General features: G+C 40.9%; 12 protein-coding genes and 1 tRNA gene. 8 read left to right on the forward strand and 5 right to left on the reverse strand.

All coding sequences use genetic code 11. From position 1 onward, the window contains the following. Position 1: 1 nt before the first annotated feature. From GR160_RS08900 to GR160_RS08915, 4 genes are all read right to left on the reverse strand, one after another. The gene (locus tag GR160_RS08900; RefSeq protein ID WP_160749509.1) at positions 2-322 is read right to left on the reverse strand and encodes a HipA N-terminal domain-containing protein; all 321 of its coding nucleotides are present in this window, start codon (positions 320-322) and stop codon (positions 2-4) included. Next, on the reverse strand, positions 319-525 hold the full coding sequence (locus GR160_RS08905; protein WP_160749510.1) for a helix-turn-helix transcriptional regulator: 207 nt from the start codon (positions 523-525) through the stop codon (positions 319-321). Before GR160_RS08905 ends, GR160_RS08900 begins: the two co-directional genes overlap by 4 nt. Before the next feature lie 276 nt (positions 526-801). Then, positions 802-2,349 carry an aldehyde dehydrogenase family protein gene (locus GR160_RS08910; protein ID WP_160749511.1) on the reverse strand — a complete coding sequence of 516 codons (1,548 nt, stop codon included), beginning with the start codon at positions 2,347-2,349 and terminating at the stop codon, positions 802-804. 246 nt (positions 2,350-2,595) lie between these two features. Then, entirely contained in the window at positions 2,596-3,384 is a 789-nt protein-coding gene (locus GR160_RS08915; RefSeq protein ID WP_160749512.1) for a DUF3298 and DUF4163 domain-containing protein, read from the reverse strand. Between the two features lie 104 nt (positions 3,385-3,488). Between GR160_RS08915 and GR160_RS08920 the strand changes: the two genes are divergently transcribed. Both GR160_RS08920 and thiL read left to right on the forward strand, forming a co-directional pair. Further along, complete coding sequence (locus tag GR160_RS08920) at positions 3,489-4,637, forward strand: cystathionine gamma-synthase (RefSeq protein WP_160749513.1); 1,149 nt, start codon at positions 3,489-3,491, stop codon at positions 4,635-4,637. 143 nt (positions 4,638-4,780) lie between these two features. Beyond that, complete coding sequence (gene thiL, locus GR160_RS08925; RefSeq protein ID WP_160749514.1) at positions 4,781-5,833, forward strand: thiamine-phosphate kinase; 1,053 nt, start codon at positions 4,781-4,783, stop codon at positions 5,831-5,833. An 86-nt stretch (positions 5,834-5,919) separates the two neighbouring features. Here thiL and GR160_RS08930 read toward each other — a convergent pair whose 3' ends face one another. After that, the gene (locus GR160_RS08930; protein ID WP_160749515.1) at positions 5,920-8,601 is read right to left on the reverse strand and encodes a reprolysin-like metallopeptidase; all 2,682 of its coding nucleotides are present in this window, start codon (positions 8,599-8,601) and stop codon (positions 5,920-5,922) included. Positions 8,602-8,796: 195 nt separating this feature from the next. On the opposite strand from GR160_RS08930, the gene GR160_RS08935 reads away from it, so the two are divergent. The 6 genes from GR160_RS08935 (at position 8,797) to GR160_RS08960 (ending at position 13,711) form a co-directional block, all read left to right on the forward strand. Further along, complete coding sequence (locus GR160_RS08935) at positions 8,797-9,723, forward strand: bifunctional riboflavin kinase/FAD synthetase (protein WP_160749516.1); 927 nt, start codon at positions 8,797-8,799, stop codon at positions 9,721-9,723. Between the two features lie 8 nt (positions 9,724-9,731). Continuing rightward, positions 9,732-11,057 carry an HTTM domain-containing protein gene (locus GR160_RS08940; protein WP_160749517.1) on the forward strand — a complete coding sequence of 442 codons (1,326 nt, stop codon included), beginning with the start codon at positions 9,732-9,734 and terminating at the stop codon, positions 11,055-11,057. 205 nt (positions 11,058-11,262) lie between these two features. Continuing rightward, a complete protein-coding gene (locus tag GR160_RS08945; protein ID WP_160749518.1) occupies positions 11,263-11,736 on the forward strand; it encodes a hypothetical protein in 474 nt (157 codons plus the stop codon). A 196-nt stretch (positions 11,737-11,932) separates the two neighbouring features. Beyond that, positions 11,933-12,006 (forward strand) — tRNA-Ile (locus tag GR160_RS08950). A 158-nt stretch (positions 12,007-12,164) separates the two neighbouring features. Then, the gene (gene recA, locus GR160_RS08955; protein ID WP_160749519.1) at positions 12,165-13,169 is read left to right on the forward strand and encodes a recombinase RecA; all 1,005 of its coding nucleotides are present in this window, start codon (positions 12,165-12,167) and stop codon (positions 13,167-13,169) included. Between the two features lie 104 nt (positions 13,170-13,273). Continuing rightward, complete coding sequence (locus GR160_RS08960; protein ID WP_160749520.1) at positions 13,274-13,711, forward strand: hypothetical protein; 438 nt, start codon at positions 13,274-13,276, stop codon at positions 13,709-13,711. Positions 13,712-13,721: the final 10 nt, after the last annotated feature.

Consider the following 13,721-nt stretch of genomic DNA (forward strand, 5'->3'; position numbering starts at 1 on the left):
ATTAATTCTCTTTATGTAAAACAGAAACACAGCCAATACAATCTCTGCATAATGTGAGTAACAAACCAAACCTATCCCTTGCATTGATTTTCCAATTGCTTATTGCAATGTTTAATAGCCAGCCTTCGGGAATTAACCCATCAAAAAAGGGAAATAGAATTTTGCTCTCGTAGATTTTCACTTGTAGAGGTAATGTAAGACTTACAGGCTTTGAATTAATGTCTTTTAAGTAATCTTCATTATACTGAAATGTATAGCCATCATCATTTTCAGTGATAATACCTGCCAATGCATCTTTGTAAAAAACTTCTGCCTGTCTCATCCCTCATTTTTTTTTACAACTCCAATCTCGGAGCCGAATAAAGCCAAAACCTGATTTACCTTGTCTAAACGAACCGACTCTTTCCCTTGCTCCAATTCCCGAACAAAGCGAAGCCCTACCCCGGCACGTTCTGCCAACTCCGGTTGGGTTAGCTTAAGTTGTCTACGCTTCTCCTTTATGAAATCTGATAATAAAACACTCATATTATACCCTTTAGGGTACTAAAGTAATAAATTTTATTACATTATACCTCATCGGGTATAAAAAACAAAACATACAATAATTTTATACCCGACGAGGTGTAAAGTTGCTTTTTATAACTTTCTGAATTGCTTTAAATAAGTATGGTAACCATATCTCATAAAAAAACCTCAGCGTTTGCTGAGGTTTTGATAGTGCCTAAATACGAGGTAAAAATCAAAAGTTATGATTACTCCGTATTTTGCATTTATAACATTATGGCTTTTAGCCTTATTTCATTACAGGTCAAAACGGATTCCCTGTGCCAATGGCAACTGTGAACCGTAGTTAATGGTGTTGGTTTGCCTGCGCATGTAAGCCCTCCAGGCATCGCTGCCACTTTCGCGACCGCCACCGGTTTCTTTTTCGCCACCAAAAGCCCCACCTATCTCAGCACCCGATGTACCTATGTTTACATTGGCAATACCACAGTCAGATCCGGCTTGAGAAAGGAATAACTCCATCTCTCTCATACTGTTTGTAAATATCGAAGACGATAAGCCTTGCGGAACACCGTTTTGCAGTTCTATTGCCTGCTCAATAGTACTGTATTTCATCAGATACAAAATAGGAGCAAACGTTTCGTGCTGCACTATCTCATAATGGTTCTCTGCTTCTACAATACAAGGGGTAACATAGCAACCGCTTTCGTAGCCTTCGCCCTCAAGCACCTCGCCTCCGGTAACCACTTTGCCGCCTTCGGCCTGCGCTTTTTCTATAGCATTTAAAAAGCTCTGTACAGCCGTTTTGTCAATAAGCGGGCCAACATGGTTGTTGCTGTCTAAAGGGTTTCCTATTTTTAACTGGGCGTAGGCACTTTTAAGTACCGATACTGTTTTATCGTACACACTTTCGTGAATTATAAGTCGGCGTGTTGTAGTGCAACGCTGTCCGGCAGTACCCACAGCACCAAATACGGCACCTACAAGCACCATAGAAATATCGGCATTTTCAGATACTATAATGGCATTATTACCACCAAGCTCTAATATGGTTTTACCAAAACGCTCTGCAACGGTTTTAGATACATGGCGACCTACGTTAGTAGAACCCGTAAACGATACTAATGGAATGCGTTTATCGTTATTTAGCAGTTCGTTGCAGGCTTCGCCTGTAACAAGGCTGCTAATGCCCTCTGGCAGGTTATTATTCTCCAGTACGGTTTTCAGTATGTTTTGGCAGGCTACAGCGCACAGCGGAGCCTTGCTGCTTGGTTTCCAAACACAAACATCGCCGCAAATAAGTGCCAGCATAGAGTTCCAGCTCCATACCGCTACCGGAAAATTAAAGGCAGATATGATACCCACAATTCCAAGCGGATGCCATTGCTCATACATGCGGTGCAGGGGTCTTTCGCTATGCATGGTAAGGCCATACAACTGGCGTGAAAGCCCTACGGCAAAATCGCATATATCGATCATTTCCTGAACCTCGCCAAGACCTTCCTGCAGGCTTTTGCCCATTTCATAAGACACCAGCTGACCCAGCGGCTCTTTATACTTGCGAAGCTCCTCGCCCATCTGACGAACAATTTCGCCACGCTTAGGCGCAGGCACAAGCCTCCATGTTTTAAAAGCTTCTTCAGCCTTAGCCATTACGGTTTGATAGTCTTCAGGAGTAGAAGTTTTTACCTTTGCAATTAGCTGTCCGTCTACCGGAGAGAATGATGATATAACTTCGCCATCGGCAAAGCTAACAGTTCCTGTAGATGTTCCGTTGTTAATTTCGGTTATGCCCAGTTGGGTTAAGGCTTTTTGTATTCCGAAGGTATCGGTTAGTGTTGCCATTTGTAACTTTTTTGTTGTTTGTTGTTATAAAACACAAATGTAAAAAAAATTAGGAGGCTTTACACAAAGGTTCACAAAGAAGACACAAAGCCTGTCAAAGGTTTTTTAACTGATTTTAAAATAATTAACGATACTAATAAATTAGTTTCCGTCATATTGACAGATCTTAGTGAATCTCTGCGCCTTCTTCGCGAAACTTTGTGAAATAGTTTTTTTTGAAAACCATAACTACGACTCAAGGCTGGCTTATTTCAATTTTAAAAAGGTATCAGCTTCGCTGTAAGGTATCAGGATTTCTTTTTGCTGCTCAGCATAGGCGGCAATCTCGTAGGCATTATAATACAAAAGCAATCCATTCTCTTTAAAGAAAATGTTTTGTGGTAGCACAAATTTGTCACCTTCAAACATTAGTCCGGTGGCATTGATGCTCTGCCCTTCGGGTATTTTGTATTTGGCCCTGAATTTCTTTTCTGCCAGGGCAGTAAAACCTTTTTCGTCTTTAAAAATATCTTTATAGACCAGGCTTCTTCCGGTTTGCGCATTAAACAACAACGAGCGGTCGCCCTCATAGCCATGGGCACCTCCGGTAAACATGTAATTATTCAGTTTAATGTTTATAAGGCTGTCGGTTTTATAATCAACGGTAGCTTTAATTTTAGCCTCCCAACTCAGTGCCTCATCAGGAAACTCTTTAGCCAGCTCCTCATACGATTTTATGAACGAATCCATAAGTTCGTCATAGCTTTTGGCGTTGGTTGGCTTTTCGCCAAAATATACAATACTTCTAACCGTCCTGAATATTTTGTTGTTAATAGTGTCGCTTGCCGCAGGACTACCACCTGTAGCTTCGGGTATGCTTATCGATACATACGTTCGGGGTTCTTTGCCGGGCAATGCTGTTTTTTTACTGTATTCTTTAGGTTCAAAAGAAAGTGCTGCAACTTCAGAAGTTTCTGCTTCGGGAGTTCCTTCTTTTTCATTTTTACATGCACTTAATAAAAACAGCGCAAGGAGTAAGCCTGTAAAATATTTCATATCGGCAAAGTGTTATTGTTATGCAAAAGGCAGGCGTACTTGTTACGCAGCTGATCTATTTGTGTAAATTTGCCTAAAATTTTACGACATCATACCATCTTTATATGAAATTTAACACTAAAACCATACACGGCGGTCAGCAAACCGATCCCAGCACCGGCGCAGTAATGCCCCCGGTTTACCAAACCAGCACTTTTGCACAAAGCAGCCCCGGCGTGCACCAGGGATATGAATACAGCCGCGCGGCAAACCCTACACGTACAGCCTTAGAAAATGCCCTTGCCAGTATAGAGAACGGTGTGCGCGGACTTGCTTTCTCGTCTGGCCTTGCAGCTACCGACACTGTTTTAAAACTACTGAAACCCGGCGATGAGGTTATTGCCATGGACGACCTTTATGGAGGAACTTACCGCATGTTTACCCGAATTTATCAGGATTACGGTATTGTTTTTCATTTTGTAGATATGAACGACACAGCAAAATTTGAGTCGCTCATAAATGAAAAAACAAAGCTGGTTTGGGTAGAAACCCCAACCAACCCCTTAATGAAACTTGCCGATATTGAGGCCATTGCCAAAATTACACAAGCTAAAAACATACTTTTTGCCGTAGACAACACTTTTGCCACGCCTTACCTGCAACAACCTTTAGACCTTGGTGCTAATATTGTTATGCACAGCGCCACAAAATACCTTAACGGACATAGCGATGTTATTGCCGGGGCATTGATAGTAAAAGACGAAGCACTGGGCGAAAAATTGCACTTTGCACAGTTTGCCACGGGCGGCACGTTAGGTCCACAGGATTCGTTTTTAGTATTAAGAGGTATTAAAACCCTGCACCTGCGCATGCAACGCCATTGCGAAAATGGTGCTAAAGTGGCAGCATATTTAAACAACCATCCTAAAGTTAAAGCGGTGTACTACCCTGGTTTAGAGAGCCACCCGCAACATGAAATTGCCCAAAAGCAAATGAAAGGCGGTTTTGGCGGAATGGTATCGTTTACCTTTACGTCCGGCTATAAAAAAGATGCCATTACGTTTCTTGAAAACCTTGAAGTGTTTACACTGGCAGAATCGCTTGGCGGAGTAGAATCATTAGCCAACCATCCTGCACTAATGACACACGCCTCGATACCTGCTGAGAAGCGTGCCGAAATTGGCATTACCGATGACATGGTGCGCCTTAGCGTAGGGGTTGAAGATGCCGACGACCTTATTGCCGACATAGAGCATGCACTATCTTTAGTATAACGCCTCTCCAAACGTATTTTTACACCCCTGTTCCGGATCCATTTCGGCAGGGGTGTATTTTTTGTACCTTTGTGCATTCTAAGATGCTTAGTCACTAAGAATCTAAGAACTTTTATTTGTAAGCAACTAAGAATCACAAAAAAATGATCGAAGATAAAAACCAGCAACGCACCAGCCTGGGCAATTTGGGCGAATTTGGCCTTATAGAGCACCTAACCCACGATATAGAGTTATCACAGCCCGGCACTCTAAAGGGCATAGGCGATGATGCAGCCGTGCTCGACTTTAAAGATAAAAAAGTAGTGGTAAGTACCGATCTTTTGGTTGAAGGTGTGCATTTTGACCTGTCTTATATGCCTCTAAAACACCTTGGCTACAAAGCGGTGGTGGTAAATGTGAGCGATATTTATGCCATGAATGCCAAGCCTACCCAAATTACAGTTTCTATTGCCGTTAGTAACCGTTTTCCGGTTGAGGCCCTGGATGAATTGTATGACGGCATTAAGCTCGCAGCAAAATCGTATGGGGTCGATATTGTAGGTGGAGATACTACATCATCTCAAAAAGGGATGATATTGAGCATTACTGCCATAGGCGAGGCTGATGCCGATAAAATTGCCTATCGTAACGGTGCTAAAAACAGCGATCTGTTGGTAATAACCGGCGATGTGGGTGCCGCCTATATGGGGCTTAAAGTACTTGAAAGAGAAAAGCAGGTATTTGAAGTTAACCCACAAAACCAGCCGGACCTTGATGCCTACAGCTATCTTATAGAACGTCAACTGAAACCCGAAGCACGCCAGGATATCAATGGCATACTTGCCGCCCTTGAAATTAAACCTACTTCGATGATCGATGTATCAGACGGATTATCGAGCGAGATAATACATCTGTGCAAACAAAGTGGTGTGGGCTGCAATTTATATGAAGAAAAAATTCCGGTAGACCCGCAGCTTATAAACGTATGCGAAGAATTTAATATTGATATTACAACTGTTGCCATTAACGGTGGCGAAGATTATGAATTGCTTTTTACCATTGCCATGGAAGATTATGACAAGATAAAGGGCAACCCTAACTTTACAGTTATAGGCCATATGACACAGGAAAGCGAAGGCATACACCTTATTACCCGAGCCAATACCAAAATACCTCTAAAAGCAAGAGGATGGAATGCCCTACAGGAAGAATCTTAGTTATACTTTACTTATAAACAAGCTTTTACATAAACAAACAGAGCGCCCAAAAAGGCGCTCTGTTTTTATTTATAATAAAGGTATCGTTAGTTAACGACCACTTTACGAACTTCTTTACGGCTTCCGTTTTGTACAGTAACCATATAAATGCCGCTTTGTGCATTTTGAAGGTTTATACTGTTGTTAAACATGCCTGTAGCAGTGTAGTTGCTGCTAAATACCTCACGGCCTCTCATATCGTGTACTTTAATTACAGTAGCATCCTGAGATTGCGGAGTAAACTGTACATTAAAGCTACCGTTATTTGGATTAGGATATAATGCAAAATCTTTAAGATTAAACTGTGTTGCACTAAGCGGTGTAAATACCTGTCCGCATATAGTTAGCGACCAATTGTTTAATGTACCTGTATTTTGCGCAGCATTATCAGAAACAGCAAGTGTCCATGTACCGTTAGCCTCCTGACCATTAAATGCAGAAAGCGGTGTAGATGGCTTGTAAGTAAAACCAAACTCTGTAGTTGCACAAATTGCGTTAGAGCCTGCATCACTAAAGTTTATAATAAGGTCGTCATTAGTAGTACAACGCTGCTGCCATAATATTACCTCAGTTCCAACAGGATTAATTGCCTTAACAATAAGATCTCCAACACCTGTATGTGTTATATTTACGTTTACAGTTACTGATGTAACGTTGTCTACACCATCTGTAACTTCAATAGTGCTTGTAGTAAATGCCGGATCATTATCCGGTATAGTTACAGAAGCTGTATTTGCGTTAGTATTACACTCTTCAGAAACCGAAACACCAATTGCAAAAACAGAAGCATTAACTGCATAATATATATTGTCTACAGGCTCTACTTTTATACGGCAGTTACCGTTCAGGATATTTGGAACTGTAATAGTTTCAGACCCATCGTTATCTGTCGCAGAAGCAAGAACTGTATCAAAAGTAAGACCACTATTTGTAGAAAGCAGTATATTTACCTGAGATGTATTGACACCGCTTCCGGTTGTACCGGCCACATCCCATGTAATGGTTTGCTGTTCACCCGGAATCCATGTAATGCCAGCCTCAGCCTGAGAGGTTACAACAAAAGGACCTACATTTCTAACGAGAACACTGGTCCCTCTTTTTGATGTTTGTCCACCAAGGGCACTATTATCCCTTACAGTGTAGGCAAAAGTCAGCGTACGTGCTACCGATGGTATAACCTCCCAAGTTGGAGTAAGATTTCCCGCTAACACATCTGAAAGCTGAGGGAAGTAACGGTCTCTTTCTGTGGTTGGAGGCAACGACCTAAAGTTAGGCCCGTTTGTAGATGTAGCTGTCGGCCTGTTTACATTAGTACCATTTGCATTAGTTTGTTCCCAGCTATAAGTAAGGGCATCTCCCTCTGCATCTGTAGCTTCACTCCCTTTTAAAATAAAAGCAGTCCCATAAGGTATACTACGTACACCAACCGTCGGAACATCCGGTGCTGTATTATTAATCGTTGTCTCTACTGCACAGCTTGTAGAACGCAATACTGCATATATTTGGTCAAGCGTTACTGTATGAAAGTAGTCATCAGAGTTAGTTTGTATATCTCCTGTAACACAAAGTCCGGCATAGGCCATTATGGTAGTACCACCACCCGGCTCTACAGCATAAGCAGGTTCCTGATTTCCCTGGCAGCTGCCGCTTATACCGTTAAACGTGTGTGACCCACCAAACTGGTGACCTACTTCGTGAGCAACAAAGTCAATATCATAAGGATCGCCTACCGGTGCGCTGCTGCCTGTAATACCACGGGCTTTATTATTTGAGTTACAAATAACACCAAGACCGGCCAAACCACCACCACCTGTACTAACCGTGTGGCCAATATCAAAGTTAGCAGTACCAATAGCAGCCGTTATAACTGTTTGTGACTGTGTAATAAGTGTATTGGCATTAGTATTATCAAAACTATCTGAAGTTATGAAAATAATGTCCTCATTATTTGGAACCAGCTCAAGAGTTACGGCAAGTTCTTTCTCATAAACACTGTTTACACGGGTAACGGTAACCACCATTGCGGCAAGAACAGCTGCCTTTTTTTGAGCTTCTGTTCCGTTAGTAAGGCCAGCCCTTACATAGTGGTAACGTGCATACTCTATTGTACATGCCATTGCAAGACGGTATGTTCTAAGGCTGCTGTCATTAGAAAGAACTGATTGCTCAGACTCTATAGCCCTTTGAGCACTGGTCTCTACTTCTGATTCTACATGACATGTAAACTGTCTGTCTTCTACTAGATCAGATTTTTTATATACAATGTAGTTTTTAAGATCTGTAGTATATGGATCTATAAAATAAGTTCCTTTAGCCGAAAGCACCATGCCATGAAAACCCCAGCTTGTAACGCTAATGCGGATAGTAGCTGTAGGATCTTCCACTCCCTGACCGGTATATGATTGCATATCCTGATGCTTAGCAGCAAGCTCCGGACTCATTACACTCGCCTCGTATAAACGGAAATGCTGTAATTTTCCGTCAGTACCCGGAAAAGCCACAATAACGTTGCTTGGCACACCTGCTTTTCTTGACGGAGCAGTATGTAATGTGTTATTTAGCTGCGCAAGATCTACGCTAAAAAGATGATAGGCAGAGGGCATTGCCATCCTCTCGGTTTTTTCCAGACCAGCAAGGTTGCCATTATTTACCGGCTTCCAGTACTGAGCCCGGGCATTCCCTAAATTTAATAGCAAAAGGGATGCTAACAGTAGTAATTTACTTTTCATAATTGTTTTAGGTAAAAAACGCAAAGTTAGTTGCTTAATAGACATTTACTAATGTTTTATAGTTAATTTTTCACTGAAAAAGCATATTTGTCGGTGATTTCGCCAAATGTGTCGGCAAAGCATTAAATTTTATGTATCGTACAATGTGTTTAACGGGGATAAAATTTAACTTTGCCTAACTTTTAATGCTTGGGTTTGAAAATTTTTAACGCAATACAGGAGTTTTCGTCTCCTGCTAAAACTGTTGTTACCCTGGGTACTTTTGATGGTGTACACCTGGGGCACAGACGCCTGCTGGATAAACTTATAAAAAACGGTAAAGAACTTGGCTGTCCTACAGCAGTGCTTACCTTTTTTCCGCATCCGCGAATGGTGCTGCAGCCCGACGCCGATGTTAAAATGCTAAACACCATTACCGAAAAGGCTGCCTTACTGGAAGAAAGCGGCATAGACAACCTTATAATACATCCGTTCAGCCGTGAGTTTTCGCGCCTTACTGCAGAAGATTTTGTAAAAGACATATTGGTAAAACGGCTTAACATTGCAAAAATAATTATAGGTCATGACCATCGTTTTGGGCGCAACCGTACCGCCACAACAGAAGACCTTGTAAGAATGGGTAAAGAGTTTGGTTTTGAAGTAGAGCAAATTACCGCACTCGATGTAGACGACATTACTGTTAGCTCCACAAAAATAAGACATGCCCTTACAGACGGCCAACTCGATATTGCTAACAACTATCTGGGCTATCCTTATTTTATTACCGGAACCGTAACCACAGGCAAGCAGCTTGGGCGCACTATAGGCTACCCTACTGCAAATATTGCGACAGAAGATTATAAGCTTATACCTAACAAGGGCGTATATGCTGTTTCGGCACTGATTAACAATACAACCGTTTATGGCATGATGAATATTGGCACACGCCCGACTGTAGACGGAACCCATCAAACCATAGAAGTCAATTTCTTTGATCTTGATGCCAACCTGTATGACACTGAATTAAAAATAAGCCTGCACCACCGCCTTCGCAACGAACAAAAGTTTGACGGCATCGAGGCTTTAAAGATTCAGCTTGCCAAAGACAAACAAAATGCCATAGCTTATTTTAACCAACAATAAAGCCCCGCATGATAAACCGCCTGCTAAAAGAAACAGACAACGCACCCTTAATAATATTCAGGATATTTTTAGGCTTTTTGCTTGCCTGCGAAACTTTTGGGGCAATTATGACAGGCTGGGTTAAGAGCAACTTTATTATCCCAAAGTTCACTTTTTCGCATATTGGCATGGAGTGGCTGCAACCGCTGCCCGGCAACGGAATGTATTTTTATTTTGCCCTGATGGGCTTGCTGGGATTAATGGTCATGGCAGGATACAAATACCGCTTTAGCATGGGGTTGTTTACCCTACTATGGGCAGGAGTATATTTTATGCAAAAAACATCCTACAACAACCATTACTACCTTTTGGTACTTGTTTGCCTTATGATGACATTTTTGCCTGCCAACCGATATGCATCTATAGATGCAAAACTAGACCCCACCATAAAAAAACTAACCATGTCCACCTGGTGCTCCTGGGTAATGATAGCAATGGTTAGCATTGTATATTTTTACGCTACTATAGCAAAATTTTATCCGGACTGGCTGGATGGTACTTTTACAAGAAACCTAATGTCAGGAACTATTGGGAGGCCATGGGTTAGAGCAATCGTTACACAAAAGTGGTTTTACATGTTTTTGGCCTACGCAGGCATTGCTTTTGATATGCTTGTGGTGCCCTGCCTGCTCTTTAAACGAACCCGTACCATTGCCTTTATAGCATCGCTTATCTTTCATTTATTTAATTCCATAACACTACAAATAGGTATTTTCCCGTTTTTTGCACTAAGCTTTGCTGTATTTTTTTACCCCCCGGAAAAAATCCGCAAACTGTTTTTCCGTAAAAAACCTGCAATCGAAAATTATGGCATGACCACCGAAGGAATAAACATTTTAAAATATTTTTTTATTCCCTATCTCATTATACAGTTTTTGCTCCCCCTGAGGCATCATCTTGTAAAAGGCGATGTTTTATGGACCGAAGAAGGCCATAGGCTAAGCTGGCGCATGATGCTTAGAAGCCGTAAAGGCAGCACACATTTTAAGGTTATAGATAAGGCCACGGGTCAGGATATGTTTTATGACATATCTAAAGACCTTACCCCAAAACAGGAAGCCAGCATGGGCACACGCCCCGATATGATATGGCAAATGGCGCAACGCATAAAACAAAAATATGCTGCAAAAAATATAGATGTAGCAGTGTATGCCCTAACCAACATTGCCATAAACAGCGGTCCTTTCTTAAAACTCATAGATGACAAGACCGACCTTGGCACTGCCAAATGGAATTATTTTTGGCATTGCGACTGGATATTGCTTTATGATAGTAATAATATTCTGATTAAATAAATATTTTAACAAATTCTTAGTTTTAGTTTATTTATTTTATTAAACTTTTACTAAATCACATTAGCTTCTGCTGTTTTATAGCTAAATTCGGTATAAATAATAACACCTGCACCTTTACACACAAATGGGCTGAAATGTTATCACTCCTTTTGCAAACCATTGTAAAACAAAGAGTAACTGAATAAGAACACAAAATAAAACAATTATGAAAGCTTCAAGGATCATTATTAACGGCATAATAATTTTTATAGGCATTGGTTTGTTTTTCCTGCTTATGGAGGTTATGGGACTATCAGACAATATTTATCTAAGATTAGTAAACTTTGTATTTGTGATTTATGGTATTAACCGAACCATAAAAGCAAATTTTAACGATGATATAGACGGTTATTTCACCAACATAACATCGGCCATACTCACAGGACTTACAGGGCTTATTTTAGGGGTATTTTCGTTTATGATGTATGTAGAATATAAGGGCGGAGAAGAATATCTGCAAAAATATGCGTCTGATTATATTTTCGGTGGCGGCAACCCGTCTCCCTACCAGTTTGGAATAGGATTATTTATAGAAGGTTTAGCATCGTCAGTTATAGTATCGTTTACACTGATGCAGTTTTGGAAAGATAAGGTAGAGAAAATAAACGCTGTAGATGACAGGGCACACAACCCTCACTAACCTTAATGATAAAACAACACAATAAAGCTCCGCAAAACGGAGCTTTTATTATTAACAACCAAACTCTTTTTACGAAACACACACTCTTAAACCCAAACAAAGACTACAACAAAACTGACGTTCAGCCATTTAAAATAAATATTAAATTTTATTTGGATTGAAAGAACAAATGCCGTAATATTGCACCCACAAAACCGGTCCTATAGCTCAGTTGGTTAGAGCACCTGACTCATAATCAGGTGGTCCCTGGTTCGAGCCCAGGTGGGACCACTGGTTTTATAAAAGCTTTCACAACACGTGAAAGCTTTTTTGTTTTTAGGATTTTGCCTACACAAATAATACTACTTTAAATATTTTTCCACACTCTCAAATCGTCCCTTGCTACACCAAAAAAAACACCTATTTTTACAAAAACTAATGTAAAAGAAATGAGCGGAGATAAAGAAGCTAAACTAAAGGCGTTACAGCTTACACTGGATAAATTAGATAAAGCTTACGGCAAAGGAACCGTAATGAAACTGGGCGACCAGGCTGTTGAAGAAGTTGAGGCAATACCATCAGGATCACTTGGTGTAGACCTTGCACTTGGCGTAAACGGCTACCCTCGCGGCAGGATAATAGAAATATATGGCCCGGAATCATCGGGTAAAACAACACTTACACTACACGCCATTGCCGAGGCTCAAAAAGCCGGAGGCATTGCAGCATTTATAGATGCAGAGCATGCTTTTGACCGTAATTATGCCGAAAAACTGCATGTAGATGTAGAAAACCTTATTATTTCTCAACCGGACAATGGCGAACAGGCTCTTGAAATTGCCGAAAATCTTATTCGTAGCGGGGCTATAGATATCGTGGTTATCGACTCGGTTGCGGCACTTACTCCTAAGAGCGAAATTGAAGGCGAAATGGGTGACTCTAAAATGGGGCTTCACGCACGATTAATGAGTCAGGCATTGCGTAAACTTACAGCCACTATCAGTAAAACAAACTGTACAGTTTTCTTTATCAATCAGCTTCGCGAGAAAATCGGTGTAATGTTTGGTAACCCTGAAACTACTACAGGTGGTAATGCCCTTAAATTCTATGCATCGGTACGTATAGATATTCGCCGTTCGGCACAAATAAAAGACGGGGAGAATGTTATTGGTAACCGTACCAAAGTAAAAATAGTTAAGAACAAGGTGGCACCACCATTTAAAACTGCCGAATTCGACATTATGTATGGCGAAGGCGTTTCTAAAAACGGCGAGATATTAGACCTTGCCGTAGAGTTCGAAATTATAAAAAAATCGGGCTCATGGTTTAGCTATGGCGATACCAAGTTGGGCCAGGGTCGCGATGCCGTTAAAACCCTTATAAAAGACAATCCTGAAATGGCCGATGAGCTCGAAGCAAAAATAAAAGATGCCATTGCCCAAAGCGTGGCATAACCAAAAAAGAACTAACCCGAAATAATTTCGGGTTTTTTTATATTTATACGCAACCTTTACACTTTTTTGCATCTATAGTGCATAGAGTTATCTATATTTGATTTATGAAACGATTGATAAGCAGGATTTTAATAATGTTTTCGGCACTGATTTTAGTAGCCGGATGCTCGCTGAATGATGACGGGAACAATGATTTTGTTATACAATTTATACCTATTGAAGAGGTAACGACACCCCAATATGTAACACCCGGGCAAACCTACCCCATAACTATGTATTACCGTAAGCCAAACGATTGCTATTATGTATCTGAGGAACCGTATTACGAAATTTGGGGAAGTACACGCACAGTGGCCATTCAGGCTATTTTGTTAGAGCGTGCCACGTGCAACACGATAGATTATACGGCACCTGAGAGCAAAACCATAAATTTTGTATGCCCACTTACGGCCGAGAGGAACATTCTCTTTAAATTTTTTAAAGGCAACGATGCACAGGGCAATCAGCAGTATATAGAAGTAACTGTACCCGTACAACAATAATAAAATAAAT

The organism is Flavobacterium sp. Sd200 (assembly GCF_009826935.1).
Lineage (GTDB): Bacteria > Bacteroidota > Bacteroidia > Flavobacteriales > Flavobacteriaceae > Flavobacterium.

Coding starts and splice junctions, on each gene's coding strand:
- GR160_RS08945 (WP_160749518.1), top strand. CDS start 11,263: ATGAAAGCTTCAAGGATCATTATTAACGGCATAATAATTTTTATAGGC.
- GR160_RS08920 (WP_160749513.1), top strand. CDS start 3,489: ATGAAATTTAACACTAAAACCATACACGGCGGTCAGCAAACCGATCCC.
- GR160_RS08910 (WP_160749511.1), bottom strand. CDS start 2,349: ATGGCAACACTAACCGATACCTTCGGAATACAAAAAGCCTTAACCCAA.
- GR160_RS08940 (WP_160749517.1), top strand. CDS start 9,732: ATGATAAACCGCCTGCTAAAAGAAACAGACAACGCACCCTTAATAATA.
- GR160_RS08905 (WP_160749510.1), bottom strand. CDS start 525: ATGAGTGTTTTATTATCAGATTTCATAAAGGAGAAGCGTAGACAACTT.
- GR160_RS08900 (WP_160749509.1), bottom strand. CDS start 322: ATGAGACAGGCAGAAGTTTTTTACAAAGATGCATTGGCAGGTATTATC.
- recA (WP_160749519.1), top strand. CDS start 12,165: ATGAGCGGAGATAAAGAAGCTAAACTAAAGGCGTTACAGCTTACACTG.
- thiL (WP_160749514.1), top strand. CDS start 4,781: ATGATCGAAGATAAAAACCAGCAACGCACCAGCCTGGGCAATTTGGGC.
- GR160_RS08960 (WP_160749520.1), top strand. CDS start 13,274: ATGAAACGATTGATAAGCAGGATTTTAATAATGTTTTCGGCACTGATT.
- GR160_RS08930 (WP_160749515.1), bottom strand. CDS start 8,601: ATGAAAAGTAAATTACTACTGTTAGCATCCCTTTTGCTATTAAATTTA.
- GR160_RS08915 (WP_160749512.1), bottom strand. CDS start 3,384: ATGAAATATTTTACAGGCTTACTCCTTGCGCTGTTTTTATTAAGTGCA.